Origin of the sequence: Sphingobium sp. MK2 (genome assembly GCF_040170545.1) — a bacterium.
Classification (GTDB): domain Bacteria; phylum Pseudomonadota; class Alphaproteobacteria; order Sphingomonadales; family Sphingomonadaceae; genus Sphingobium.
Genome location: NZ_JAZDXA010000003.1, coordinates 12,258 through 37,055, shown reverse-complemented (window position 1 = coordinate 37,055; position 24,798 = coordinate 12,258). Strand labels below are relative to the sequence as shown.

Sequence of the window (24,798 nt, the reverse complement as noted above, 5' to 3'; positions counted from 1 at the left end):
GTCTGTAAGGCTCAGCCCTTCATCCGGTTGACATCATCGACGGCGATGGAGCCGCGACCACGGAAGTAAATGACGAGGATGGCAAGGCCGATGGCCCCCTCACCCGCCGCGACGGTCAGCACGAACATGCTGAACACCTGCCCCACCATGTCGTTCAGGAATACGCTGAACGCGACGAGGTTGATGTTCACGCTCAGGAGGATCAGCTCGATCGCCATCAGGATGATGATGATGTTCTTGCGGTTGATGAAGATGCCCAGCACCCCGATCACGAACACAATGGCGCTGACCACCAGATAATGTTGAAGGCCGATCACAGCTCCACCCCCTGCCCGATGGGCTGATTGATATTGCGGACTGCATCCTGTGGACGACGACGGTTCTGCTTGCTGATATTCTGGCCCTTCACGCCGCCACGGGCGCGGTGGGTCAGGACGATCGCGCCGATCATGGCGACCAGCAGAACGACGCCCGCCGCTTCGAACAGGAAGATGTAGCGCGTATAGAGCAAGATCCCGACCGCCTTGATATTCGAAATATCCGGGTCAGTCGGCGCCGCACGCTGGGCCAGCTCAACCGGCCCGGCGCTCCACAGGCCAATGCCCAGGATGATTTCGGCCAGCAAAACGAGCGCGACCAGCAGGCCGAAGGGCAGATAGCTGACGAACCCGGCGCGCAATTCGGCAAAGTCGATGTCGAGCATCATGACCACGAAGAGGAACAGCACCGCGACCGCACCGACATAGACGATGACGAGCAGCATCGCGATGAATTCGGCACCGATCAGGATCAGCAGCCCTGCCGCATTGAAGAAGGCCAGGATCAGCCACAGCACCGAATGGACCGGGTTGCGCGACAGGATGGTCATCGCGGCGCTGCCGACCACCATGAGGGCGAACAGGTAAAAGGCTAGGACGTGGATCAATGGATGGCCCCCGGAAACCGTTCGGGCTGAGCGAAGTCGCAGTCTTCCACTGAACGAAGTGAAGTGACTTCGCGACGCTCAGTCGAACCCTTCGACAGGCTCAGGGCGAACGGGTTTGAGTTAGACACGGCGCCCATTAGCGATAAGGCGCGTCGGCGGCAAGGTTCGCGGCAATCGCCCGTTCCCACTTGTCGCCATTTTCGAGAAGCTTCGCCTTGTCGTAGATCAGCTCCTCGCGGGTTTCGGTCGCAAACTCGAAATTCGGGCCTTCGACGACCGCGTCCACCGGACAGGCTTCCTGACAGAAACCGCAATAGATGCACTTGGTCATGTCGATGTCGTAGCGCGTCGTGCGGCGGCTGCCATCCTCGCGCGGCTGCGCTTCGATGGTGATCGCTTGCGCCGGGCACACTGCCTCGCACAGCTTGCACGCGATGCAGCGCTCTTCCCCATTGGGATAGCGACGCAGCGCATGTTCACCCCGGAACCGCGGCGAAATCGGGTTCTTCTCATAAGGGTAGTTGATGGTCGCCTTGGGCTTGAAAAAATATTTCAAGGTCAGGGCGTGCGCCTTCACAAACTCCCAGAGGGTGAAGCTCTTGATATAATATGCGAGGCTCATAGGGCGCCTCCATAGCGCGTCAGCATGAGGAAGCCCGACACCAGGAAGATGAAGACGAGCGACACGGGCAGGAAGATTTTCCAACCCAATCGCATCAACTGGTCATACCGGAAGCGGGGCACCGTCGCCTTCACCCAGGAGAAGACGAAGAAGAAGAAGAGGATTTTGGCGAACAGCCAGAGGATGCCGGGCACATAATAGAGCGGTGCCCAGTCGAAGGGCGGCAGATAGCCACCCCAAAAGAGAATGGCGTTGAGCGCGCACATGAGAATGACGTTGGCATATTCGCCAAGCCAATAGAGCGCGAATGACATGGACGAATATTCGGTCTGATAGCCCGCAACCAACTCGCTTTCCGCTTCGGTCAGATCGAAGGGCGCGCGCGCGGTTTCAGCCAGCGCCGAGATCAGGAACATGACCGCCATCGGGAAAAGCAGCGGATTGAAGCCGTTGCCGTTCAGGAAGCCATAATAGCCCTTCTGGCTTTCGACGATGGCGCTCAGGTTGAAGCTGCCCGCCCACAATACCACCGTGACGATGGTAAAGCCGATCGAGACTTCATAGCTGATCATCTGCGCGCTGGCGCGGATCGCGGAATAGAAGGGATATTTGGAGTTGGAGGCCCAACCCGCCAAAATGATCCCGTACACGCCAAGCGAACTGATCGCCAAAATGTAGAGCAGGCCGACATTGATGTCCGCCAGCACGACGCCGACATCGAACGGCACCACGGCCCAGGCCATCAGCGCCACGGTGAAGGTGATGATCGGCGCGATCAGGAACAAGGCCTTGTTCGACGCCGACGGGATGATGGTTTCCTGCAGGAAGACTTTGAGGCCGTCCGCGAAGGATTGCAGCAGCCCGAACGGGCCGACCACGTTGGGACCACGGCGCAACGCCATCGCCGCCCAGATCTTGCGGTCGGCATAGATGATCATCGCGACGGCCAGCATCAGCGGCAGGGCGATGACGAGGATGCCGATGATGGTCGACAGCAGCCAGGCACCCTCGAACGGCATGCCCAGATTTTGGAAGAAAGCGGTCATTATTCCGTATCCCCCTTCCCGTTCGCTTCGAGCAGCTTCGAGCGAAGTCGAGAAGCGTCAGTCGAGAAGTCCGCGCGCAGTTCTCGACAAGCTCGAACCGAACGGATGTGAGCGCGTGGCGCTGAAAAAGTCATTCCGCCGCCTCCGCAAATTCGACGCCATGGACCAGTTCGGCCGAGCATTGCTGCATCGTCGGGCTAGCGCGGCAGATGGCGTTGGTGAGGTAGAAGTCCTTGATCGGCGAACCGAACTCGCCGGTCGCGCCGGTCGGCAGCGACGGCATGGACCAGCCATAATCGGCGAGACCCTCGACACCCAGAGCCGGCACGGCCTTGGCCATTTCCGCCCGCAGCGCATCGAAACTGTCGAACGGCAGCTTGACGCCCATCACGTCGGACAGGGCGCGCAGGATCGACCAGTCCTCGCGGGCGTCGCCCGGCGCGAACACGGCCTTTTCGCCGCGCTGCACCCGGCCTTCCAGATTGACATAGGTGCCTGCCTTTTCGGCATAGCTGGCACCCGGCAGGATCACGTCGGCGGCATGCGCACCCTTGTCGCCATGATGGCCGACATAGACTTTGAAGCTATCAGGGAACGCGGCATAATCGACTTCGTCCGCGCCCAGCGCGAAGAGCAGCTTCGGCTTGGCCGCCGCGATCGCCTTGATCCCGCCCGCGGTGGCGAAGCCGAGCATCAGCCCGCCCATGCGCGATGCCGCGAAATGCAGGACATTATAACCGTTCCAGCCCTCTTTCACGAGGCCCAGCGTCTCGACCAGCGCCAGCGTGTCGCCATGCGCGCCGTCCTTGGCCAGCACGCCCCCACCCACGATCATCGCGGGCCGCGCCGCCTTGCCAAATGCCTCGACCACCGCTTCCGGCAGCTTGGCGAGCAACGACGCATCGTTACCCAGCCATTCGACCTTATAGGTCAGGTCGACTTCGGGGCCGATGGCAAAAACCTTCGCGCCCTTTCTGATCGCCTTGCGGATGCGGGTGTTCACCAGCGGCGCTTCCCAGCGCAGATTGGTGCCGACCAGCAGGATGGCATCCGCCGTCTCGATGCCGTTCAAGGTCGTATTGAAATTCACCGCGCTCAGCGAGGAGACATCATAGGCGAGGCCCGTCTGACGCCCTTCGAGCATCGTGCCGCCCAGCTTTTCAACCAGAAGCTTGCCCGCGAACATCGTCTCGCAATCAAGCAGGTCGCCCGCGATCGCCGCTACGCTGCCACCATGCGGCACCGCCGCGATCGCTGCGAATGCTTCGGCCCAGGTCGCAGGCACCAGCTTGCCGTCCTTGCGGACATAGGGCTTGTCGAGGCGCTTGCGGACCAGACCATCGACATTGTGCCGGGTCTTGTCCGACGCCCATTCCTCATTCACGTCGTCATTGATGCGCGGCACCGCGCGCAGCACCTGACGGCCCCGACTGTCGAGGCGGATGTTGGTGCCGACCGCATCCATTACGTCGATGGCGTGGGTCTTCTTCAATTCCCAGGGCCGCGCTTCGAAGGCATAGGGCTTGCTCGTCAGCGCGCCGACCGGGCAGAGATCGACCACATTGCCGGACAGCTCGCTCTTGGCGGCATGTTCCAGATAGGTGGTGATCTGCATATTTTCGCCGCGATAGATGGCGCCGATTTCCGGCACGCCAGCCACTTCCTCGGCAAAGCGCACGCAGCGGGTGCATTGGATGCAGCGGGTCATGACCGTTTTCACGATCGGCCCCATATTCTTCTCGGTCACCGCGCGCTTGTTTTCGTCATAGCGCGACGCGCCGCGCCCATAGGCAACCGACTGGTCCTGCAAATCGCATTCGCCACCCTGATCGCAGATCGGGCAATCGAGCGGATGGTTGATGAGGAGAAACTCCATCACCCCTTCGCGCGCCTTCTTGACCATTTCGCTATCGGTGCGGATGTCCTGCCCCTCGGCAGCGGGCAGCGCGCACGATGCCTGAGGCTTGGGCGGGCCGGGCTTCACTTCAACCAGGCACATGCGGCAATTGCCCGCAATGGATAGCCGCTCATGATAGCAAAAGCGCGGAATTTCCTTCCCCGCCAGCTCACACGCCTGGAGGACAGTCGCGCCCGCCGGGACTTCCAGTTCTACGCCGTCTACTTTGACTTTAGGCATTAGTGCGTAGTCCTTGCATAACGCGCCCACATGCCGTCAGCGACAAGCGCACGGATGGTCAGGGGAGTCATCTTGAAAGTTTGGCCTTGCGTCATACAACTGCCGAGGGTCGGAGCCAGTGCGATCGCAGCAGAACGTTCATCGCTCGAACCCGGAGGTGTCCGTAAAAGAGCATCTGCCTTTTCCGCCTCGGTAAAAGTCAAGCAATCCACTAAAGCCGCCATCCCATCAACTGTAGCCGCGCTAACTGCGTCTTTCGAATGAAATCTCGGAAGACTTTTCTCTGCATTGCCGGACAACACAGGCGGCCTCTTATGCGAAGCGAGGTAAGCCTCTTCCGCCATCATAGAGCGAAACCGCGTCGCACTAATACGCGACTGCATCGTTCTGCCTGCTCCGCTAGCAATTCCGAGACATTCCTCAACCCGATACATTTTGGCGAGCTTCGCCTGCTCCATTCTATCGGGCTTATCCTCTCGAAAAATGACACCCAATTGAACATCGGTATCGATTTCCAAGGCATTAGAATTTGCCAGCATTTCCCAAACTGCGTCTTTATTCCTACGGTAGACGCAACGCGCGAATTCCTTGTCAATCTGCCCTGCATGGTCCGCATCTAACGGTTTGAACCGCTGCCTGTCACGCGAGCCTGTCTGAAATTCCCCATCGACCCTTTGCGTCAGGGCAGAAGTCGGCGAACTCACTATTAGCGACACACAAATGCTGGCCGCAGCAACTCGCCTCATCCTGTATGAAGATGACGCTCTCACTCCGCGGCCTCCATCACGGGCGCGCCGCGCTCGTTGATCCGCCGCTCGATTTCAGGCCGGAAATGCTTGATCAGACCCTGGATCGGCCAGGCCGCCGCGTCGCCGAGCGCGCAGATGGTGTGGCCTTCGACCTGCTTGGTGACCTGATGCAGCATGTCGATTTCGGACAGTTCCGCTTCGCCGGTGCGCAGCCGTTCCATCACGCGCCACATCCAGCCCGTGCCTTCGCGGCAGGGGGTGCATTGGCCGCAGCTTTCATGCTTGTAGAAATAGGACAGCCGCGAAATGGCGCGGACGATGTCGGTGGACTTGTCCATGACGATGACGGCGGCGGTGCCGAGGCCGGAACCGAGCGCCTTCAAACCGTCGAAGTCCATCGGCGCGTCCATGATTTCGCGCGCCGGGACCAGGGGGACCGAGGAGCCGCCGGGGATGACCGCCAGCAGATTGTCCCAGCCGCCGCGAATGCCGCCGCAGTGGCGGTCGATCAGTTCGCGGAACGGGATCGACATCGATTCTTCGACCACGCAGGGCTTGTTCACATGGCCGCTGATCTGGAACAGCTTGGTGCCGCGATTGCCTTCGCGCCCGAAGCGGTTGAACCAAGCCGCGCCGCGCCGCAGGATCGTCGGCGTCACCGCGATGCTCTCGACATTGTTGACCGTGGTGGGGCAGCCATAGAGGCCCGCGCCCGCCGGGAAAGGCGGCTTGAGACGCGGCTGGCCCTTCTTGCCTTCCAGGCTTTCGATCTGCGCGGTTTCCTCGCCGCAGATATAGGCGCCCGCGCCGCGATGGACGAAGACGTCGAAATCATAGCCGGACCCGCAGGCATTTTTGCCGATGAAGCCCTTGGCATAGGCCTGCTCGACCGCCGCGAACAGCACCTTGGCTTCGTAGATGAACTCGCCACGGATGTAGATATAGGCGGCGCGCGCGCGCATCGCGAACCCGGCGATCAGCGCGCCTTCGATCAGCTTGTGCGGATCGTGGCGGACGATTTCGCGGTCCTTGCAGCTACCCGGCTCGGATTCGTCGGCATTGATGACCAGGAAGCTTGGACGACCATCCTTGCTTTCCTTGGGCATGAAGCTCCACTTCATGCCGGTCGGGAAGCCCGCGCCGCCACGGCCGCGCAGGTTCGACGCCTTGATGATGTCGATGATCGCGTCCTGGCCCAGGCTCAGCAGATCCTTGGTATTGTCCCAATCGCCGCGTTTCATCGCCGCGTCGATGGCCCAATCCTGGAACCCATGGACGTTGGTGAAGATGCGGTCCTTGTCCTCCAGCGGGCCGACAAACGGCGGCGGCGGAGGCGGCGCAACAGGGGCGGTGTCGTCGGCCATCAGCGGCCCTTTCCGATCAGTTTTTCAGCCACGAAATATGCGACAACGGCGAGGCCCAGCCCGATAACCAGCCCCAGCACCGCGCCGATGATCTTGAGCGCGAACACGAAGACGATGAGGCCCAGGATGATGGCGACGAGGGCGCTCATGCGGCGGCCCCCGATACACTACATCCGTTCGTGTCGAGCGAAGTCGAGACACGCCCGCGCAGCGCTGACCGCTTCTCGACTACGCTCGAAGCGAACGGGGTTGGGTGGATTGCTTTCACGCCCACTCCCCCCGATAATCATGATTTTCAGCGATCATGTCCTTCAACGCGGTCGGGCCACCCTCCGGGCAGCTCGTCTGCCGCTCGATCTGCGGACCGATCTTGGGTTGCCCGCCAGCGGCCAGCGTTTCCAGCACCGCGCTCATGCTGTCATAGGTCAGGTCTTCGAAATTATCGTCGTTGATCTGGACCATCGGCGCATTGGCGCAGGCACCCAGGCATTCGACTTCGGTCAGCGTGAACAGGCCGTCGGGTGTGGTCGCGCCCTTGACCAGACCCTTATTCTTGCACGCCGCGAACACATCGTCGGAGCCGCGCAACATGCAGGGCGTCGTGCCGCACACCTGCACATGATAGCGGCCGACGGGCGCGAGGTTGTACATCGTATAGAAGGTCGCGACTTCGTAGACGCGCATGTACGGCATATCGAGCTGGTCGCCGATAAACTCCATCACCGGCACGGGCAGCCAGCCTTGCGTCTGCGTTTCCGCACCGACCTGCCGCTGGGCGAGATCGAGCAGCGGCATGACCGCCGACTGCTGGCGACCGGCGGGGTAGCGGGCGATGATGGTCTTCACCTGCTCGGCATTCTCCGCCGTCCACGCGAAATTGCCCCAGCGGGCGCGGGTTTCGGTTTCGTCGGGAATATGGGGTGCGTCAGCCATTAGCGATGTTCCGAAATATTCAGCCGCTGCTCGATGCGTTCCACCCGGTCGGTGACACGATCGAGACGGCTGTTGACGCCAGAAATGGCGATGATGGATGAACCAAGATGTTCCTCTACCATCGTCATCCGGCCCTTAATGTCCCGCATATCGAACTTCAGTTCGGACATGTCGGCCTGCATCTGCTGAAGAACCGAAAAGATGAGTTCGTTGGTCACATTCTCGCTCACCGATCACACTCCCCGAACACGATGTCCATCGAGCCGAGAATGGCGGTGATGTCGGCGAGCATATGGCCCTTCGCCATGAAGTCCATTGCCTGCAAATGGCTGAACGCGGTCGGGCGGATCTTGCAGCGATAGGGCTTGTTGGAGCCGTCCGCGACCAGATAGACGCCGAACTCGCCCTTGGGGCTTTCGGTCGCGACATAGACTTCGCCAGCCGGAACGTGGAAGCCTTCGGTATAGAGTTTGAAGTGATGGATCAGCGCTTCCATCGACCGCTTCATTTCACCGCGCTTGGGCGGCGACACCTTACGGTCGAAGCTGGCGATCGGGCCTTCGGGCATGTCCTGCAGACATTGCTTCATGATGCGCGCGGACTGGCGCACTTCCTCGACCCGGACCATGAAACGGTCATAACAGTCATAATTGGTGCCGACCGGCACGTCGAAATCGACGCGATCATAGACATCATAGGGCTGCGCCTTGCGGATATCCCACGCAATGCCGGAGCCGCGCAGCATCGGGCCGGAAAAGCCCCACTTCAGCGCATCTTCCTTGGACACGACGGCGATATCGACATTGCGCTGCTTGAAGATGCGGTTGTCCGCGACCAGGCTGACCGCGTCCTCGAACAGGCGCGGCATACGGTTGTCGAGCCAATCGCCAATGTCGGTAAGCAGCTTGAGCGGCACGTCCTGATGCACACCACCCGGCCGGAAATAGGCGCTGTGCATCCGCGCGCCCGAAGCGCGCTCGAAGAAGTTGAGGCAATCCTCGCGAATCTCAAACATCCACAGGTTCGGCGTCATCGCGCCGACGTCCATCACATGCGACCCAAGATTGAGCATATGATTGCAGATGCGCGTGAGTTCCGCGAAGAACACGCGCAGATATTGCGCGCGCAGCGGCACTTCGAGGTTCAGCAGCTTTTCGATCGCCAGCACATAGCTATGCTCCATGCCGAGCGGCGAGCAATAATCGAGCCGATCGAAATAGGGCAAAGCCTGGAGATAGGTCTTATATTCGATCAGTTTTTCGGTGCCGCGATGCAGCAGCCCGACATGCGGATCGCACCGTTCGACGATCTCGCCTTCCAGCTCCATGACGAGGCGCAACACGCCGTGCGCCGCAGGATGCTGCGGGCCGAAATTGATCGTGTAATTCTGGATTTCCGTGTCGCCATAGGTCGGATCGGCGGCGTCCGTGTGGTGGTCCAGCTTTTCGAGATAATCAGCCATTACGCCTTGTCCTCCGGCTTGGCCACGCCTTCGCCTTCATCGGTCGCCGAAGCCGCCTTGGTCGGCGCATCGGCGGACTTGGTTTCCGCCGCCTTGTTCGCCGCTTCACCCGCGCCGGTGTCGGACTTTTTCTCGGTGGTCTTGGGCGTCGAGGCCACGGCATCGCCCTTGGGCGCAGCAGGTGGCGGCGGCGGCGCAGCAGCCGGGGTCGGCGCGCTAGGCGCCTGCGGCGCCTTCTCGTCGCCGGGCAGGATATATTCGGCGCCTTCCCACGGCGACATGAAGTCGAAGCTGCGGAAATCCTGCGCCAGCTTCACCGGCTCATAGACGACGCGCTTGTCCTCCTCGGAATAGCGCAGTTCAACATAGCCGGTCAGCGGGAAGTCCTTGCGCTGCGGATAGCCCTTGAACCCGTAATCGGTCAGGATGCGGCGCAGATCGGTATTGCCGTCGAACACGACGCCATACATGTCGAACACTTCGCGCTCCAGCCAGCCGGCAACCGGCCAGAGATGCGTGACGGTCGGCACCGGCATATCCTCGTCGGTCGACACCTTGATGCGGATGCGATGATTCCGGGTGACCGACAGAAGATGATAGGCCACCTCGAACCGTTCGGCCCGTTCGGGATAATCTATCCCGGCGACTTCCATAAGCTGCTGATACTGCGCCTGATCGCGCAGCAGCGTCATCGCCTGCGCCAGCGCGTCGCGCTGCACGGTGAAGGTCAGTTCATCGGCATGATCGACGGTTTCGATCAGCATCGAACCCAACAGGGTCTCGATTTCCTGCGCGATCCCATCAATGGTCGCGATCCGGGGTGCGGAATGGCCCATTACAGACCTCCGTTCGTATCGAGCGCAGTCGAGATACGCTCGCACTGTGCCAGAAACAGGTTTCTCGACTTCGCTCGAAACGAACGGTGAAAAAGAGACGTCATGCCTGTCATTACCGTTCAATCGTCCCGATCCGGCGGATCTTCCGCTGCAACTGCATCACGCCATAAAGCAACGCTTCGGCAGTCGGCGGGCAACCCGGCACATAGATGTCGACCGGCACGATCCGGTCGCACCCGCGCACTACAGAATAGCTGTAATGATAATAGCCCCCGCCATTGGCGCAGGACCCCATGGAAATGACATATTTCGGTTCAGACATCTGATCGTAAACTTTGCGCAACGCAGGAGCCATCTTGTTGCACAGCGTTCCCGCGACGATCATCACGTCGCTCTGGCGCGGTGAGGCGCGCGGGGCTGCACCAAAACGCTCCATGTCGTAACGCGGCATGTTGACGTGGATCATCTCGACCGCGCAGCAGGCCAGGCCGAACGTCATCCACCACAGCGAGCCGGTCCGCGCCCAGGTGAACAGATCCTCCGTCGAGGTCACGAGGAAGCCCTTGTCATTCACTTCGCTGTTGAGCGAGTTGAAGAAATCCTGATCGGGCTGAGTCCCGACGGGCGGCAAGGTGCCGGGCGCCGGGTTATAGAGTTCTACTCCCAATCGAGTGCTCCCTTCTTCCACGCATAAACGAGACCGAGCACCAGCTCCGCTATGAAAATCATCATCGTCGCCCAGCCGGCCCAGCCGATCTGGTCGAGGCTTACCGCCCAGGGAAACAGGAATGCCGCTTCAAGATCGAAGATGATGAAGAGGATCGCCACCAGATAGAAGCGCACGTCATACTGACTGCGCGGCTCCTCAAAAGCGGGAAAGCCGCATTCATATTCGCTGAGCTTGGCCGGGTCCGGCTTATGCGCGCCGGTCAGGCGACCGACCAGCATCGGCAGGAAAACGAACGTGCCGGACAGCAGCAAGGCGATCCCCAAAAAGAGCAGGATCGGCAGATATTGGGCAAGATCGACCAATGGTATCCCCTGGGCGAAAAGGTTGTGGGGGCGCTTTAGGCCTGCTGCATATGCGAAGCAAGGGGCCAAGGCCGTGAGAATGAATCGCAAAAAGGCCAAGTGCTTGAAGCGCTTGGCCTAGCTGCACCTTAGCGCAGGGCGTTTGCCACCAACTTGTGCAATTTGCTGTGGATGGCGTCATTGCCCGCAATCACTTCGCGGCGCTCGATCATCTGCTCGCCACCGCGAAAATCGCTGACGAAACCGCCCGCTTCGCGCACCAGCAGCATGCCGGCCGCGACGTCCCAGGGTTGCAGGCCGCTTTCCCAGAAACCATCATAGCGCCCCGACGCCACATGCGCGAGATCGAGCGAGGCCGCGCCAAAACGGCGGATACCCGCGATCGACGGCGCGACCGCGCCGAAAATACGCACCCACTGCCCCATGTCGCCATGGCCCATGAAGGGGATGCCGGTGGAGATGACGCAATCGGCCAGATCGCGGCGCGCGGAGACGCGCAGCCGCTGATCATGGCGCCAAGCACCGCGATTCTTCTCCGCCCAATAGCTTTCGTCGGTGAAGGGCTGGTAGATGAGGCCGGTCGTGATCTCGCGCTTGCCGCCGTAAAGCGGCTCCTCGACCGCGATCGAAATGGCGAAATGCGGGATGCCGTGCAGGAAATTGGTGGTGCCATCGAGCGGATCAATGATCCAGCGCGGCTTGGTCGGGTCGCCCTCGATCACGCCGCCTTCTTCGAGCAGGAAGCCCCAGTCGGGCCGGGCGCGCTGCAATTCCTCGACCAGCGTCTTTTCCGCTTGCTCGTCGGCCTTCGACACGAAGTCGGCCGGCCCCTTGCGGGACACCTGCAGATGCTCGACCTCGCCGAAGTCGCGGCGCAGCTTGCCGCCCGCCTTGCGTGCGGCGCGTTCCATGACGGTGAGAAGGCCTGAATGGGATGCCATTAACTTCGCTTTCGCTTTGACAGTTGAGCGCCGGTGGTCGAATCAATTTTAGATAACCAAGATCGCAAACCCCTTCCGCTAATCTCCCGCAGCAGCCAATCTGGAGGCCGTTGGTTAGTCAGCGTTGACAAGGCTGTTTCTGACGTGGAAACTTTTTCAAGCAATGGATACCAAATTACTCGAAAACTTCGTCTATTGAGTTCGACCCGGCTTACTATTTCATGCCGATATCCGCCCCCGGAAGACCAATTTTTATACCTTGGTGCCCGCTTGGATATCGGCATTGCAGCTTAGTCCGCGCGCTTTACATATTCGCGGGCGTACACATCGACGACGATGCGGGTGCCGCTGACGATATGCGGGGGGACCATGACGCGGACGCCATTGTCGAGGATCGCGGGCTTGTAGCTGGCCGAGGCGGTCTGCCCCTTGACCACGGCATCGGCTTCCACGACCGTCGCTTCGATGGTGTCGGGCAACTGCACCGAAATCGGCCGCTCCTCATACATTTCCAGCGTCACTTCCATGCCATCCTGCAGGAAGTCGGCGGCGTCGCCGAGCAGTTCCTTGGGCAGATTGATCTGCTCATAGGTCTCATTGTCCATGAAGACGAGCATATCGCCTTCGGCAAAGAGATACTGGAAATCCTTGGTATCGAGCCGGATGCGCTCGACGCTTTCCGCCGAACGGAAGCGCACGTTATTCTTGCGGCCGTCGATGAGATTCTTCAACTCCACCTGCATATAGGCACCGCCCTTGCCGGGCTGGGTGTGCTGAATCTTGACAGCGCGCCACAGGCCGCCCTCATATTCGATATTGTTGCCGGGACGAATGTCCACGCCGCTGATCTTCATGGGAAGAGCCTGCCTATATGTCCAAGAGTGAAAGAGCCGGCCTCGCGGGAGGCTGGGCGGCCGTTTACAGCGGGATGGTGCGAAGGGCAAGGGGGCGATCAGGGCGTGGCAAGCAACGGATAGGGATTGACCGGCTCACCGCCATGCCAGGGCGTGTCCGGGCTGGCGCGGTGGATGGCGAAATGGAGGTGCGGCGCGCCGGGGTCGGCATTGCCGGTGCTGCCCACGGTCGCAATGCGCTGCCCCCGTCGCACCATCTCCCCTTCGCGCAGACCCGGCGCATAACGATCAAGATGCGCGTAATAATAGAGCGTGAGGCCATCGGGCGCGCGCTGATAGACGGTCCGCCCGCCCTCCTCGCTCCAATGGATTTTGTCGATCCGGCCATCGGCAACGGCCAGCACGGCCCTGCCCCGCGCTGCCATAATATCGATAGCGTCGTGCGATCTTTCGCCCAAAGCGCGAGCTTGGGTGAAAGTATCGGTCAGCGCCGACGCGGGAACGCCTTCGACCGGGATCAGCAGCGCACCCGATGACGACTTGGCGACAGGTGCGTTGGCAGAAGATAGGGGCGCATCCGCTGGCACGATCTGCACGCAATAGTGCGCAAAGGCGACGCATAGCGCGACCGCCCCCGCGCCCCACAACCAACGACGCCACCTGAAGGTCGTCGGCATGGCCCTAAGCCTGAAACTTCGCCTTGGTGCCCGGCTTGACCATCTGCGCCAGCCGCGCCGCATCCCAATTGGTCAGCCGGACACAGCCATGGCTTTCGCTGCGGCCGATCGTCTGGGGTTCGGGCGTGCCGTGAATGCCATAATGATCCTTCGACAGGTCGATCCATACGACACCAACCGGGCCATTGGGGCCGGGTTTCAGCACCGCCTTCTCATCCTTCGCTCCGGCATCCCAGAAGAGCGCAGGGTTGTAATGATAGTCAGGGTTGCGGCTGACGCCCTTGATCGTCCATTCGCCGAGCGGCAGCGGATCATATTGCGACCCCATGGTGGCGGGGAACTGCGCGATCAGGCGGTTGTCGGCGGCATAGACTTTGAGCAGCCCTTCGGACTTGTCGACCACGACATGGTCGGCCTGCGGCTGATCCTTCGCGACGCCCAGGCTGGCGAGCGTCGCGCCCCAGCCGCGCTCATCGCCCTCGATCTGCGCGACCGGCTGATTCTCGATCGCGGGCACGCGGATGGTGGTCCCCGCCCCAACCTTGGTGTCCGGCGCATTGATCGACACGAGGAATTCGGGCGTGGTGTGGAAACGCTCGGCGAGCTTTTCGAGCAGGTTGCGATAGGTCAACGCCGGAAGCTCCGCCTTTTCCTTCATCCCCTTGGGCATGTCGAAAAATGGACCGCGCGCGAAGTCGGCCGGGATACGTACCAGCCAGGTGGTCGGCCGCGCCTCACCTTCCAGCAGCGCGAGTGCCGTCTTCTGGTCATAGTCACCCGTCACCGGCAGCTTGTTTGCCTCCTGAAAGCCGCTAACGGCCGCCTTGAACGACATGCCGTCCTTGCCATCGAGCACACCGGGCGAAAAGCCCCAGCGATCAAGCTGGACCTGCGCCTGGAATATGCGGTCGGCTTGCCAGGCATTCTGCTCCGGCACGACCTGAAAATCATAGGCCTCGTTCGCGGCGGTCGCGGCATTGCCAGGCGCAGCGGCGTTGGCCGTCGGCGCGCTGTCATTGGCATCGGTGACGGACACGTTGCAGGCGCTGCACAATAGCGCGGTCAGCAAGATGATGTGGCGCGGCAGCAAGCGGTGGTGGCTCAAGGCATTCTCTCCCAAACTATGGGCGAGCAACGCTTGATGGCGCGGAAAGCTGCGTCGGGCGGGAATTTGGGCCGACGTGGCTTAGCGTGGCGGCGGCGGCTTGCTCGCGAGGACGTCGGCAAAGGCGGCGACCCCTGCCTTCGGGCCTTCGGGATGATCCCATACCGCGCTACTGACCGCCAGGAAATCCGCGCCCGCCATCACCAGCGGCCCCGCATTATCCGCGGTCACGCCGCCGATCGCGACGCAGGGCAGTTCGAACAAAGTCGTCCACCAGCCCAGGATCGACGGTTCGGCGCGGTGCTGCGTTTCCTTGGTCGTGGTCGGGAAGAAGGCGCCGAAGGCGACATAGTCGGCCCCCGCCTCGCCCGCTTCCATCGCCAGATGACGGCTGTCATGGCACGTCACGCCGATCTGGACATTGGGGCCAAGCTGCTTGCGCGCATCGCGCGGGTCGCCATCTTCCTGCCCCAAATGGACGCCATCCGCACCCAGCCGCTTGGCAAGGCCAATGCTGTCGTTGACGATGAAGGCGACCTCATGCTCAGCGCAGATCGCTTGCAACGGCGGCGCGAGCGCGGCGATCGCATGGTCATCCAGCCCCTTGAGCCGCAGTTGGAACGCCGCAACCTTTCCGCCTTCCAGCGCTTGCGCCAGGCGCGGCGCGAAGTCCGCGTCGATCGCGGGCGGCGAAATCAGGTAAAGTTGGCAGGCGGGGCGAAAGCCCGTCTGAAACTGATCGGCGAAATGCGGATCGAGCGCCAGTTCTTCATCGGTAAAATCAGTCATGGCCGATGCCCTAACCGATCCCGCCGATCCGGGAAAGGGGGGCCGGGCAGGCGCAAGGCCCGCCCGGCCGATCCGGTTCAGGCCGTAACGGGCGTCTTGGCGACCGATGCACCGTGGATTTCGTCGATCGCTTCGCCCAGCGCGGCGTTGAATTCGTCATCGCTCATCTGGTGGCGCAGGTCGTTGAGCAACGCGCGACTGAAGCTGGCGATGATGCCGCGATTCTTGGCCAGCTCGACGCAGGCTTCGGGACGGGCAAAGCCACCCGACAGCGCAACGACGCGCAGCACGCGGGGATGATCGACCAGCGGATCGAACAGACCGGCCTTGGTCGGCAGCGACAATTTCAGCATCACCTGCTGGTCGTCCGGCAGCGCGTCGAGCGCCTTGACCAGTTCGTCGAGCAAGATCGCATCGGCTTCCGCGCGTTCGGGCGACTTGATGTTCACTTCCGGCTCGATGATCGGCATCAGGCCTGCGGCCAGAACCTGCTGGCCGGTTTCGAACTGCTGCTTGACCACGGCGGCGATGCCCTCGCGATTGGCGAGGTTGACAACCGAACGCTCCTTGGTGCCGAACACGCCCAGCGCCTTGGCGCGGTGCAGCAGGACGTCGAGATCGGGGTTCGGCTTCATCAACTGGACGCCATTGGCTTCGTCCTCCAGCCCCTTGTCGATCTTGATGAAGGGCACGACGCCCTTGTCGATCAGCGCCTGCGGGGTCAGCTTGCCATCGACGGTGCCGTCCATCGTGCGCTCGAACAGGATCGCGCCCAGCACCTTGTCGCCGGTGAACACGGGCGAGGTGATGATGCGGCTGCGCATCGCGTGGATCAGGCCGAACATTTCCTCGTCATTGGCCCAGGCACCCTCTTCGATGCCATAGCCCTTGAGCGCCTTGGGCGTCGATCCGCCGCTCTGGTCAAGCGCGGCGATGAAGCCCTCCCCATCGGCGATTTTCTGCTTCATGGTCTGATCCAGCATCTGCACATACCTTCTCTTGAGGCGCGCCGTCGATCTGGTCGCGCGTGAACATACGATCGACGGGCGCTCCATCGCCTGTCTGCCGGGCACAGCAATATCATTGAAATCCCCAGTCTTCGCGCTGTTAGCCAGTCCAATGCCGCACCGCAAGAAACAACGCACCTCGACTGTGTCACATTGCGTCCGGCCAGCAGGCCGCTATTGTTGCACGCTTGGGGCAAATGGGGGGCGACAATGATTGCATCGTGGCGACTGGCGGCGGCGATGGCCGGTGGGCTAGCAACGCTTTCATCCAACGGGGTGATGGCGCGGGAGAAGGTGGCGATAGACGCCCCTGCGCCGGACTTCGAACTGACGCTGATAGGCGGCGAAAAGGTCGCACTGGCGGATCTTAAGGGGCAAGTCGTGCTGCTGAATTTCTGGGCGACATGGTGCGTCCCGTGCCGCACCGAATTGCCGACACTCGACGCTTATTATTCGCTGCAAAAGAAGAATGGCCTGCGCGTCTTTGCGGTCACGACGCAGGATTCTGCGCCGCTGGGCCAGTTGAAAAAGCTGTTCGCCGTTCTGCGGATGCCATCGGCCAAGCGGATCAAGGGCCCCTATGGACCGCTGACCGGGGTGCCGACCAACTTCATCATCGATCGGTCTGGAACCGTGCGCTACGCCAAGGCGGGCGCGCTCGATCTCGATGCGCTTAACCGGCTGCTCGTGCCCCTGTTGCGCGAACCCGTCCCCGCCAGTTGAGCGGAACAGGAAGGCGCAGCGGCTGCGCCTTCCTCTCCTATGGTCAGGCCATCAGCGCCTTGACGCCGGGCAAGTCCTTGCCTTCCATCCATTCCAGGAAAGCGCCGCCCGCGGTCGAAACGAACGTGAAATCGGCCGCTACGCCCGCATGATTGAGCGCGGCAACGGTATCGCCGCCGCCTGCGACCGAGGTCAACTGGCCTTCCTTGGTCAATGCAGCCGCCGTCCGCGCCAGCGCGACCGTCGCGGTGTCGAACGGCGCGATCTCGAACGCGCCGAGCGGGCCGTTCCACACCAAGGTCCGGCAATTTTTCAGCACATCGGCCAGCGCCTCGACAGCGGCCGGGCCGACGTCGAGGATCATTTCATCCTCAGCGACTTCGTGGACGTTGCACGTCCGCACCGATGGCGGATTGGCGGCAAATTCCTTCGCCACCACCACATCATAGGGCAGATGGATGGTACAACCGGCCGCTTCCGCCTTGTCGAAAATGGCCTCCGCCGTGTCCGCCAGATCCTTCTCGCACAGCGACTTGCCGACATCGACCCCGCGCGCGTGGAGGAAAGTGTTAGCCATGCCGCCGCCGATGATCAGATGATCGACCTTGGTGACGAGATGATTGAGAACATCGAGCTTGGTCGAGACTTTCGCCCCGCCCACGACCGCCGCGACCGGCTTGACCGGGGTGCCGAGCGCCGCTTGCAACGCATCGAGTTCACGCTCCATCGCGCGCCCGGCAAAGGCGGGCAGCTTGTGCGCGATGCCCTCGGTCGAAACATGGGCGCGGTGCGCGGCGGAGAAGGCGTCGTTGACATAGAGGTCGGCGATCGCCGCCATCGCGTCGGCCAGCGCCGGATCATTCTGTTCTTCACCCGCATGGAAGCGGGTATTTTCCAGGATCGCAATGTCGCCGGGGCGCATCACCGCAATGCCGTCCACCGCTGCCTGGCCGGCGCAATCGGGGATGAACTGCACTTCGCGGCCCAGCACCTGGCTCAAGGGCCGAGTGATCTTCGACAGCGAAAATTCGGGGTTTTTCTGACCCTTGGGACGGCCGAAATGGGCGAGGATCAGCACCTTCGCGCCGCGATCGGCCAGTTCCAGCACGGTCGGCATCGCCGAACGCAGGCGTGTGTCATCGCTGACCGACCCTTCATGCATCGGCACGTTAAGGTCTTCGCGCACCAACACGGCCTTGCCGCTGATGTCGCCCATATCATCGAGAGTCTTGAACGGCTTGGTCATTCAGGTTTTCCTATATTCCCAATCCGTTCGGGCTGAGCCTGTCGAAGCCTCTTTCTTCTGAGAAGGAAGGCCCTTCGACAGGCTCAGGGCGAACGGAGGTTAGTCCGTTCTGTATCTTACAGGAACTTCGCCACCACGCCGCTGGTGTCGATCATACGGTTGGAGAAGCCCCATTCATTGTCGTACCAGCTCAGCACCCGAACCAGCGTGCCGTCGATGACGGCGGTTTCCAGGCTGTCGACGGTCGAACTGCGCGGATCGCCATTATAGTCGATCGAGACCAGAGGCTCGTCGGAATAGCCCAGCACACCCTTGAGCGGTCCGACTTCCGAAGCGGCCTTGAGCAGCGCGTTGACTTCCTCGACGCTGGTCGCGCGCTTGGCGTCGAACTTGAGGTCGACAACCGACACGTTCGGGGTCGGCACGCGAACCGACGAGCCATCCAGCTTGCCCTTCAGTTCGGGCATAACCTCGCCCACCGCACGGGCAGCGCCAGTGGTGGTCGGGATCATTGAGAGGGCAGCGGCGCGGGCGCGGCGCATATCCTTGTGGATCTGGTCCAGCGTGTTCTGGTCGTTGGTATAGCTGTGGATCGTCGTCATGAAACCGCGCTCGATGCCGATCGCATCGTGCAGCACCTTGGCGAGCGGGGCCAGGCAGTTGGTGGTGCAACTGGCGTTCGAAATCACGATATCGTCAGCGGTCAGCGCGTCATGATTGACGCCGAACACGATCGTCTTGTCGACGCCCGTGGCAGGCGCGGAAATGATGACGCGCTTGGCACCGGCGGTCAGGTGGGCGCTGGCCTTGCCCTTGTCGGCGAAGATGCCCGTGCATTCGAGCGCGATCTCGACGCCCTGTGCGGCGTGGGGCAGATTGGCGGGGTCGCGTTCGGCGGTGACGGCGATGCGCTTGCCGTCGATGACCAGAAAGTCGCCATCGACGCTGACGTCACCCTGCCAATTGCCATGGACCGAATCGCGCTTGAACAGCAGGGCGTTGGCCTTGGCATCGCCCAGATCGTTGATGCTGACCAGTTCCAGGTCATGGTCGGTGCGCGAGAGGATGGCGCGCGCCACCAGGCGGCCGATACGTCCGAAACCGTTAATTGCTACCTTCGTTGCCACTGCACTAGCCTCCCTTAAGGTGTTGATTGTCGATCAGTTGTCGAGCGCGGCCACGATCTGCGGCGCGATCTTCACGGCGGTCAGGCCGAAATGGTCATAGAGTGCCTCGGCCGGCGCGGACGCGCCGAAGCTGTCGATGCCAAAGCGCAGGCCACCGATGCCGGTATGCCGTTCCCAGCCGAAGGTCGTGCCCGCCTCGATCGAAACGCGCAGCACATCATAGGGCAGCACGTCATCCTTGTAGGATTGCGGCTGCGCCTCGAAATGCGCCCAGCTCGGCATCGACACGACATCGGCGCCAATGCCCTGCTCTTCCAGCAGCTTGGCGGTATCGACCGCGATTTCGACTTCCGACCCAGTGGCCATGATGACCACGCGGCGATCGCCGGTCGCTGCGCGCAAGCGATAGGCACCCTTGGCGCACAGATTCTCGCTCTTTTCGGTGCGCAACTGCGGCAGATTCTGGCGGGTCAGCGCCAGCACCGATGGGCCGGTCGTATCCTTGAGCGCCAGTTCCCAGCATTCCGCCGTCTCGACAATGTCGGCCGGGCGATAGACGTCCAGATTGGGGATCATGCGCAGCGACATGACATGCTCGATCGGCTGATGGGTCGGGCCATCTTCGCCAAGGCCGATGCTGTCATGGGTCAGCACATGGATGACCCGCTGCTGCTGCAATGCGGCCAGGCGAATGCCGCCGCGCATATAGTCGGAAAAGACCAGAAAGGTACCGCCATAGGGGATCACGCCGCCATGCAGCGCCATGCCGTTCATCGCGCAGGCCATGCCGAATTCGCGAATGCCATAATAGACATAGCGACCCGAATAATCATCCTTGGTCAGCGGGCCGGTCGACTTTGTCTTGGTATTGTTGGAGCCGGTCAGGTCCGCCGAACCACCCAGCGTTTCGGGCAACAGGTCGTTGATCGCGCCCAGCGCCAATTCGCTCGCCTTGCGGGTCGCGACCTTCTGCGGCGCGGCGATCAGACTATCGATATAGGTTTCGAGCGAGAAGTCGGCAGGCAAATCGCCACCCATGCGACGCGCAAATTCGCCGCCCTTCTCGTTACTTGCGAGGCGGGCTTCCCATGCGGTGCGCGCGTCGCCGCCCTTGGCGCCGATGGCCTTCCAGGCAGCGGCAACATCTTCAGGGATGACGAAGGGTTCGGCGGTCCAGCCGAGAAATTCGCGCGCGGCGGCGACTTCGTCCGTGCCGAGCGCGGAGCCATGGACGCCCGACGTGCCCGCCTTGTTGGGCGAACCATAGCCGATCTTGGTCGCGCAAGCGACGAGCGAGGGACGCGGATCGGCAATCGCTTCGGCTAGCGCACGGCGCACATCTGCAACGTCATGGCCGTCGCACGACACGACATGCCAGCCAGTGGCGACATAGCGCGCGCGCACATCTTCGCTGCTCGACAGGTCGACCGCGCCGTCGATGGTGATCTTGTTATCATCCCACAACACGATCAGGCGGCCAAGGTTCAGGTGGCCCGCAAGGCCGATCGCCTCATGGTTGATGCCTTCCATCAGGCAACCGTCGCCCGCAATCACCCAGGTCCGGTGATCGACCAGATCGTCGCCGAACTGCGCATTCAGATGGCGCTCGGCAATCGCCATGCCGACGGCGGTGGCGAGGCCCGAACCCAACGGGCCAGTGGTCGCTTCCACGCCCGCCAGCTCGAAATTCTCAGGATGGCCAGCGCAGGGGCTATGCAACTGGCGGAAATTGGCGATGTCCTCGATCGTGGGCCGCGCATAGCCGGTCAGGTGCAGCAGGCTGTAGATCAGCATCGAGCCATGGCCGGCCGACAGGACGAACCGGTCGCGATCGGCCCATTTGGGCTGGGTGGGGTCGAACTTCAGATAATCGCTGAACAACACCGTCGCGACATCGGCCATCCCCATCGGCATCCCCGGATGGCCGCTATTGGCGGCCTGCACCGCGTCCATGGAAAGCGCGCGAATGGCGTTGGCGAGCGACTTATCAGTGACGGTCATTATGGGCGGGCGTCTTTCCTGAACGAATAGGGCGGATCGTTTGCGGGCGGGCGAACGAGTCGAGATCGCGCTTCCTTTGTCGCGTCAAGCCCCATGCGTCAACCATAGCGGGGCGCAATGCCCGTCGCTTAGGCCCAAAGACCGCTTTTGTGTGCGGCCGAATCGGGCTATGCTTGGGCCATGGCAAGCGAGCGCATGATGCTGGCGATCGGCACGCTGGAGCGGGCGATCGGTCGGCTGGAACAGGATGTGACCCATTTCGTCGCGGCCATCCCGCCCCCTGCGCCGCCGGACACCCCGCAGATCGATATGCCCGCCGCCCGCGAAGCCTTGCGATCGCTCGATCAGTTGATTGATGACCTGAAAGCCAAGGCCCATGGCTGAAACCACGCTGCACATTGCCGGACGGCAATATGACATACGCTGCCGCGATGGCGAGGAAGCGCATCTGGCGCAGTTGGCGGCGATGATCGATGGCAAGGCCCGCGCCGCGCAGCAGGGCATGTCGGGCATGACCGAAGTGCGCAATCTGCTCTTCGCCGCGCTCTTTCTGGCCGATGAAGTGACCGACCTGCGCCGCGAGGTTACCGGACGGCAGGAGAAACTGGCGCTGGAAACGCAGGATGACGATGCGGCGCAGGCGGTCGAGGCGCTGGCGGCGCGGATAGAAAAGCTGCGCGAGAGACTTGCCGCGCCGCACCCGGACGCCTAGATTGGGGATGACGGGTACTGCCTGGTACGAGCTTTAGCGAACATCCCTGAGGCGATAAGCACATCCTAGGGGGCTGTCCCTGGGCGGGTTCCGGCCCGATCTACATGGTCCCCACCTGACGTTGAGGCGTCAGAGGATCTTCCAGCACACGGCCAAGGTGGTCCCGTCACCCCTGCCAAACGCGCTCAATGATTTGGTGATGATGCCCCTAAACTATCCGATACATGCCCATCCTCCCCTCGCAGGGGAGGTGGCAGGGCGAAGCCCTGACGGAGGGGTGTCACCCTATCGAGAGGGTGATACCCCTACGGCCATCCACCTCCCCCACAGGGGGAGGATCGTTTGACGCACGGGAACACCGCAATGACCAGGCAGACATTTGAGTGAATAGCGACAGCGCCGACAAAGCCGACCTGCGCGTCCTCGCGCGCGATCAGCGGCGCGCCTTCGTCGCCACGCTTGATCCGCTGGCGCATCGGCTGGCGTTCAAGGTGTTGCCTTCCCCGCTCGCCCGGCGTCTGGCCGATGCGCGCACCGTTGCCCTCTATATGGGGCTGGACGACGAAGCCCCGGCGCAGCGGCTGGCCGCGCCCTTGATCGCGATGGGCAAGCGGGTGGCGCTACCGCGCGTGCTGGACCGGCTGGGGTCGATGGATTTCCTAGCGTGGACGCCCGACGCCCCGCTCATCCCCGGCCCGTTCCGCACCAGCCATCCCGAACCCGGCGATGGCCCGGTAACGCCTGACGCAATCATCGCGCCGCTGGTGGGGTTCGACCGCGCGCTCAACCGGCTGGGCCAGGGCGGTGGCTATTATGATCGCGCCTTCGCCCGTTTTCCTGATGCGCTGCGCATCGGCCTGGCCTGGTCGGCGCAGGAACTGGATAATGTGCCCGCCGACCCGTGGGACTTACCACTCGACATCATCCTGACCGAAGCCGAACTGATCGAAGGACCGGACGCATGAGCATCGACCCGCGCCATTTTCACCAGCCAAGCTGGCGCAAGCCCGTGGGGATGCTGGCGATCGTCGGGCTGATCGCGCTGTGGGCGGTGCTGGTGGGCAGCCTGTCGGGCCAGATCGGCACTTTGCCCATGTGGGTGCAGGTGCCCGTCTATATCTTCCTTGGCCTGATCTGGATCTGGATACTCCCGCTCAGGCGATTGCTGGCCTGGATGGAAACGGGGCGCTGGCGGCGCGGATAGGCCGTGACATAGCCTTTGTTTATCCTTATCGCTAACCGTTGAGTAACCGTAACGGACAACCCCGACTATGGGGCCGTGAGCGGTTACCGATGACGGGAGGCAAGCCATGTCCATGAACCGGCCATCAGCATTGCAGATGCTCGCCCGATGCGACTCGCGCCCTCTCCTACCGACTCCGTTCCCGACTTTGCCGGGTGGTGCCACCCCGCCACGGCAAGTCTGCAATCCGGTGGCGATTGCACAGGCTGACAGGAGGAAGCGATGGTTCCCTTGAGCAAACGGCTCTTCGCCGAAACATTTGGTACATTCTGGCTGGTCTTCGGCGGTTGCGGCAGCGCCGTACTCGCCGCGGGCTTTCCCGACGTCGGGATCGGCCTGCTGGGCGTCAGCCTGGCCTTTGGCCTGACCGTGCTGACCATGGCCTATTCGGTCGGCCATATTTCGGGATGTCATCTCAATCCGGCGGTGACGGTCGGGCTTTGGGCTGGCGGGCGCTTTCCTGTGCGCGACATCGCGCCCTATATCGTCGCGCAACTGGTGGGTGCAGTGATCGCGGCGGCAGTGCTGCTTTATATCGCCAGCGGTCAACCGGGCTATGCACTGACCGACACCGGGCTGGCGGTGAATGGCTATGGCAGCCAATCGCCTGGCGGCTATGCACTGTCGGCCGGGCTGCTGATCGAAGTGGTGCTGACCTTCGGCTTCCTGATGGTGATCCTGGGATCGACCGACAGCCGTGCGCCCGCAGGCTTTGCGCCGATCGCAATCGGGCTGGCGCTTACGCTCATCCACCTGATCAGCATTCCGGTAACCAACACATCGGTCAATCCGGCGCGCAGTACCGGCCCGGCGCTGCTGGTCGGTGGGCTGGCGATGCAGCAATTATGGCTGTTCTGGCTGGCACCGATGATCGGCGCTCTGGTCGCAGGCGGCACCTATCGCTGGCTGGCCAAAGCTCCGCTGGCCCCCGCCATCGTCGGCGATAATCTGTAGATTTTTACGAGAAGGGTCGACGCCTGGTGCGTCGGCCCGATCCTCTGCGCGGTCTGCGTCACTTGCTGTATCCACAGGCAAGTGGCGCGAGTGACGGGGCTCGAACCCGCGACCTCCGGCGTGACAGGCCGGCACTCTAACCAACTGAGCTACACCCGCGCAGGGTGACATCTATTTCCACACCAGTTCGCCAGACGATGCTGATCCGGGAACCTTTCCACTTTCCGGTCAAGGAAAGTGGCGCGAGTGACGGGGCTCGAACCCGCGACCTCCGGCGTGACAGGCCGGCACTCTAACCAACTGAGCTACACCG

General features: G+C 62.1%; 29 protein-coding genes and 1 tRNA gene. 6 read left to right on the top strand and 24 right to left on the bottom strand.

Features of this window, described 5'->3' with window-relative positions; all coding sequences use genetic code 11:
• Positions 1-11: 11 nt before the first annotated feature.
• From nuoK to V2I08_RS02550, 20 genes are all read right to left on the bottom strand, one after another.
• Positions 12-317, bottom strand: a complete 306-nt coding sequence (gene nuoK, locus V2I08_RS02645; RefSeq protein ID WP_310222060.1) for an NADH-quinone oxidoreductase subunit NuoK — start codon at positions 315-317, stop codon at positions 12-14.
• Positions 314-925 carry an NADH-quinone oxidoreductase subunit J gene (locus V2I08_RS02640; protein WP_310222061.1) on the bottom strand — a complete coding sequence of 204 codons (612 nt, stop codon included), beginning with the start codon at positions 923-925 and terminating at the stop codon, positions 314-316. The genes nuoK and V2I08_RS02640 overlap by 4 nt, the downstream gene beginning before the upstream one ends.
• Positions 926-1,061: 136 nt before the next feature.
• The gene (nuoI, locus tag V2I08_RS02635; protein WP_043153504.1) at positions 1,062-1,547 is read right to left on the bottom strand and encodes an NADH-quinone oxidoreductase subunit NuoI; all 486 of its coding nucleotides are present in this window, start codon (positions 1,545-1,547) and stop codon (positions 1,062-1,064) included.
• Positions 1,544-2,593, bottom strand: coding sequence for an NADH-quinone oxidoreductase subunit NuoH (gene nuoH / locus V2I08_RS02630; RefSeq protein ID WP_349633792.1), 1,050 nt, complete (start codon positions 2,591-2,593; stop codon positions 1,544-1,546). Before nuoH ends, nuoI begins: the two co-directional genes overlap by 4 nt.
• A gap of 130 nt (positions 2,594-2,723) precedes the next feature.
• Positions 2,724-4,730, bottom strand: a complete 2,007-nt coding sequence (gene nuoG / locus V2I08_RS02625) for an NADH-quinone oxidoreductase subunit NuoG (RefSeq protein ID WP_349633791.1) — start codon at positions 4,728-4,730, stop codon at positions 2,724-2,726.
• Positions 4,730-5,248: a hypothetical protein gene (locus V2I08_RS02620; RefSeq protein WP_349633790.1), complete on the bottom strand. Its 519-nt coding sequence runs from the start codon at positions 5,246-5,248 to the stop codon at positions 4,730-4,732. The genes nuoG and V2I08_RS02620 overlap by 1 nt, the downstream gene beginning before the upstream one ends.
• A 248-nt stretch (positions 5,249-5,496) precedes the next feature.
• A complete protein-coding gene (gene nuoF, locus V2I08_RS02615; protein WP_349633789.1) occupies positions 5,497-6,843 on the bottom strand; it encodes an NADH-quinone oxidoreductase subunit NuoF in 1,347 nt (448 codons plus the stop codon).
• Positions 6,843-6,992: a hypothetical protein gene (locus V2I08_RS02610; protein ID WP_349633788.1), complete on the bottom strand. Its 150-nt coding sequence runs from the start codon at positions 6,990-6,992 to the stop codon at positions 6,843-6,845. The genes nuoF and V2I08_RS02610 overlap by 1 nt, the downstream gene beginning before the upstream one ends.
• Before the next feature lie 115 nt (positions 6,993-7,107).
• On the bottom strand, positions 7,108-7,776 hold the full coding sequence (locus V2I08_RS02605) for an NAD(P)H-dependent oxidoreductase subunit E (RefSeq protein WP_349633787.1): 669 nt from the start codon (positions 7,774-7,776) through the stop codon (positions 7,108-7,110).
• Positions 7,776-8,006, bottom strand: coding sequence for a hypothetical protein (locus tag V2I08_RS02600; RefSeq protein ID WP_349633786.1), 231 nt, complete (start codon positions 8,004-8,006; stop codon positions 7,776-7,778). The genes V2I08_RS02605 and V2I08_RS02600 overlap by 1 nt, the downstream gene beginning before the upstream one ends.
• Positions 8,003-9,238, bottom strand: a complete 1,236-nt coding sequence (locus V2I08_RS02595; protein ID WP_349633785.1) for an NADH-quinone oxidoreductase subunit D — start codon at positions 9,236-9,238, stop codon at positions 8,003-8,005. The genes V2I08_RS02600 and V2I08_RS02595 overlap by 4 nt, the downstream gene beginning before the upstream one ends.
• Positions 9,238-10,074 (bottom strand): NADH-quinone oxidoreductase subunit C, encoded by an 837-nt coding sequence (locus tag V2I08_RS02590; RefSeq protein ID WP_349633784.1) that lies wholly within the window; start codon positions 10,072-10,074, stop codon positions 9,238-9,240. The genes V2I08_RS02595 and V2I08_RS02590 overlap by 1 nt, the downstream gene beginning before the upstream one ends.
• Positions 10,075-10,186: 112 nt before the next feature.
• Positions 10,187-10,741 carry an NADH-quinone oxidoreductase subunit B family protein gene (locus V2I08_RS02585; protein ID WP_037473949.1) on the bottom strand — a complete coding sequence of 185 codons (555 nt, stop codon included), beginning with the start codon at positions 10,739-10,741 and terminating at the stop codon, positions 10,187-10,189.
• A complete protein-coding gene (ndhC, locus tag V2I08_RS02580; protein WP_037473947.1) occupies positions 10,732-11,106 on the bottom strand; it encodes an NADH-quinone oxidoreductase subunit A in 375 nt (124 codons plus the stop codon). The genes V2I08_RS02585 and ndhC overlap by 10 nt, the downstream gene beginning before the upstream one ends.
• A 128-nt stretch (positions 11,107-11,234) precedes the next feature.
• Complete coding sequence (locus V2I08_RS02575) at positions 11,235-12,047, bottom strand: inositol monophosphatase family protein (protein WP_069064737.1); 813 nt, start codon at positions 12,045-12,047, stop codon at positions 11,235-11,237.
• 290 nt (positions 12,048-12,337) lie between these two features.
• Positions 12,338-12,901: an elongation factor P gene (efp, locus tag V2I08_RS02570; RefSeq protein ID WP_349633783.1), complete on the bottom strand. Its 564-nt coding sequence runs from the start codon at positions 12,899-12,901 to the stop codon at positions 12,338-12,340.
• Positions 12,902-12,999: 98 nt separating this feature from the next.
• Positions 13,000-13,578 (bottom strand): M23 family metallopeptidase, encoded by a 579-nt coding sequence (locus V2I08_RS02565; RefSeq protein WP_349633782.1) that lies wholly within the window; start codon positions 13,576-13,578, stop codon positions 13,000-13,002.
• 4 nt (positions 13,579-13,582) lie between these two features.
• Entirely contained in the window at positions 13,583-14,683 is a 1,101-nt protein-coding gene (locus V2I08_RS02560; protein ID WP_405053615.1) for a L,D-transpeptidase, read from the bottom strand.
• 81 nt (positions 14,684-14,764) lie between these two features.
• The gene (gene thiE, locus V2I08_RS02555; RefSeq protein ID WP_349633781.1) at positions 14,765-15,472 is read right to left on the bottom strand and encodes a thiamine phosphate synthase; all 708 of its coding nucleotides are present in this window, start codon (positions 15,470-15,472) and stop codon (positions 14,765-14,767) included.
• A gap of 77 nt (positions 15,473-15,549) precedes the next feature.
• Positions 15,550-16,455: a fructose bisphosphate aldolase gene (locus V2I08_RS02550; RefSeq protein WP_349633780.1), complete on the bottom strand. Its 906-nt coding sequence runs from the start codon at positions 16,453-16,455 to the stop codon at positions 15,550-15,552.
• Between the two features lie 303 nt (positions 16,456-16,758).
• Here V2I08_RS02550 and V2I08_RS02545 point away from each other — a divergent pair, with 303 nt between their 5' ends.
• Entirely contained in the window at positions 16,759-17,202 is a 444-nt protein-coding gene (locus tag V2I08_RS02545; RefSeq protein WP_349633832.1) for a TlpA disulfide reductase family protein, read from the top strand.
• 43 nt (positions 17,203-17,245) lie between these two features.
• Here V2I08_RS02545 and V2I08_RS02540 read toward each other — a convergent pair whose 3' ends face one another.
• From V2I08_RS02540 to tkt, 3 genes are all read right to left on the bottom strand, one after another.
• A complete protein-coding gene (locus V2I08_RS02540; RefSeq protein WP_349633779.1) occupies positions 17,246-18,448 on the bottom strand; it encodes a phosphoglycerate kinase in 1,203 nt (400 codons plus the stop codon).
• Positions 18,449-18,564: 116 nt separating this feature from the next.
• Positions 18,565-19,575, bottom strand: a complete 1,011-nt coding sequence (gap, locus tag V2I08_RS02535; protein ID WP_349633778.1) for a type I glyceraldehyde-3-phosphate dehydrogenase — start codon at positions 19,573-19,575, stop codon at positions 18,565-18,567.
• A gap of 33 nt (positions 19,576-19,608) precedes the next feature.
• Positions 19,609-21,576, bottom strand: coding sequence for a transketolase (gene tkt, locus V2I08_RS02530; RefSeq protein WP_349633777.1), 1,968 nt, complete (start codon positions 21,574-21,576; stop codon positions 19,609-19,611).
• Positions 21,577-21,756: 180 nt separating this feature from the next.
• On the opposite strand from tkt, the gene V2I08_RS02525 reads away from it, so the two are divergent.
• From V2I08_RS02525 to aqpZ, 5 genes are all read left to right on the top strand, one after another.
• Positions 21,757-21,960 carry a hypothetical protein gene (locus V2I08_RS02525; protein ID WP_349633776.1) on the top strand — a complete coding sequence of 68 codons (204 nt, stop codon included), beginning with the start codon at positions 21,757-21,759 and terminating at the stop codon, positions 21,958-21,960.
• Complete coding sequence (locus V2I08_RS02520; protein WP_349633775.1) at positions 21,953-22,288, top strand: cell division protein ZapA; 336 nt, start codon at positions 21,953-21,955, stop codon at positions 22,286-22,288. Before V2I08_RS02525 ends, V2I08_RS02520 begins: the two co-directional genes overlap by 8 nt.
• Positions 22,289-22,671: 383 nt before the next feature.
• Entirely contained in the window at positions 22,672-23,253 is a 582-nt protein-coding gene (locus tag V2I08_RS02515) for a 5-formyltetrahydrofolate cyclo-ligase (protein WP_349633774.1), read from the top strand.
• Entirely contained in the window at positions 23,250-23,492 is a 243-nt protein-coding gene (locus V2I08_RS02510; protein WP_349633773.1) for a DUF2842 domain-containing protein, read from the top strand. The genes V2I08_RS02515 and V2I08_RS02510 overlap by 4 nt, the downstream gene beginning before the upstream one ends.
• A 261-nt stretch (positions 23,493-23,753) precedes the next feature.
• Positions 23,754-24,485 carry an aquaporin Z gene (gene aqpZ / locus V2I08_RS02505; RefSeq protein WP_349633772.1) on the top strand — a complete coding sequence of 244 codons (732 nt, stop codon included), beginning with the start codon at positions 23,754-23,756 and terminating at the stop codon, positions 24,483-24,485.
• Positions 24,486-24,567: 82 nt separating this feature from the next.
• Here the strand turns inward: aqpZ and V2I08_RS02500 are convergent.
• A tRNA-Asp gene (locus V2I08_RS02500) sits at positions 24,568-24,644 on the bottom strand.
• Between the last annotated feature and the right edge of the window lie 154 nt (positions 24,645-24,798).

Bases quoted from the DNA above. Each gene is read 5' to 3' on its own strand.
- nuoI (WP_043153504.1), bottom strand. From the start codon at position 1,547: ATGAGCCTCGCATATTATATCAAGAGCTTCACCCTCTGGGAGTTTGTG.
- nuoH (WP_349633792.1), bottom strand. From the start codon at position 2,593: ATGACCGCTTTCTTCCAAAATCTGGGCATGCCGTTCGAGGGTGCCTGG.
- nuoG (WP_349633791.1), bottom strand. From the start codon at position 4,730: ATGCCTAAAGTCAAAGTAGACGGCGTAGAACTGGAAGTCCCGGCGGGC.
- nuoF (WP_349633789.1), bottom strand. From the start codon at position 6,843: ATGGCCGACGACACCGCCCCTGTTGCGCCGCCTCCGCCGCCGCCGTTT.
- V2I08_RS02610 (WP_349633788.1), bottom strand. From the start codon at position 6,992: ATGAGCGCCCTCGTCGCCATCATCCTGGGCCTCATCGTCTTCGTGTTC.
- V2I08_RS02605 (WP_349633787.1), bottom strand. From the start codon at position 7,776: ATGGCTGACGCACCCCATATTCCCGACGAAACCGAAACCCGCGCCCGC.
- V2I08_RS02595 (WP_349633785.1), bottom strand. From the start codon at position 9,238: ATGGCTGATTATCTCGAAAAGCTGGACCACCACACGGACGCCGCCGAT.
- V2I08_RS02590 (WP_349633784.1), bottom strand. From the start codon at position 10,074: ATGGGCCATTCCGCACCCCGGATCGCGACCATTGATGGGATCGCGCAG.
- V2I08_RS02575 (WP_069064737.1), bottom strand. From the start codon at position 12,047: ATGGCATCCCATTCAGGCCTTCTCACCGTCATGGAACGCGCCGCACGC.
- efp (WP_349633783.1), bottom strand. From the start codon at position 12,901: ATGAAGATCAGCGGCGTGGACATTCGTCCCGGCAACAATATCGAATAT.
- V2I08_RS02565 (WP_349633782.1), bottom strand. From the start codon at position 13,578: ATGCCGACGACCTTCAGGTGGCGTCGTTGGTTGTGGGGCGCGGGGGCG.
- thiE (WP_349633781.1), bottom strand. From the start codon at position 15,472: ATGACTGATTTTACCGATGAAGAACTGGCGCTCGATCCGCATTTCGCC.
- V2I08_RS02550 (WP_349633780.1), bottom strand. From the start codon at position 16,455: ATGCTGGATCAGACCATGAAGCAGAAAATCGCCGATGGGGAGGGCTTC.
- V2I08_RS02545 (WP_349633832.1), top strand. From the start codon at position 16,759: ATGGCGCGGGAGAAGGTGGCGATAGACGCCCCTGCGCCGGACTTCGAA.
- V2I08_RS02540 (WP_349633779.1), bottom strand. From the start codon at position 18,448: ATGACCAAGCCGTTCAAGACTCTCGATGATATGGGCGACATCAGCGGC.
- tkt (WP_349633777.1), bottom strand. From the start codon at position 21,576: ATGACCGTCACTGATAAGTCGCTCGCCAACGCCATTCGCGCGCTTTCC.
- V2I08_RS02525 (WP_349633776.1), top strand. From the start codon at position 21,757: ATGGCAAGCGAGCGCATGATGCTGGCGATCGGCACGCTGGAGCGGGCG.
- V2I08_RS02520 (WP_349633775.1), top strand. From the start codon at position 21,953: ATGGCTGAAACCACGCTGCACATTGCCGGACGGCAATATGACATACGC.
- V2I08_RS02510 (WP_349633773.1), top strand. From the start codon at position 23,250: ATGAGCATCGACCCGCGCCATTTTCACCAGCCAAGCTGGCGCAAGCCC.
- aqpZ (WP_349633772.1), top strand. From the start codon at position 23,754: ATGGTTCCCTTGAGCAAACGGCTCTTCGCCGAAACATTTGGTACATTC.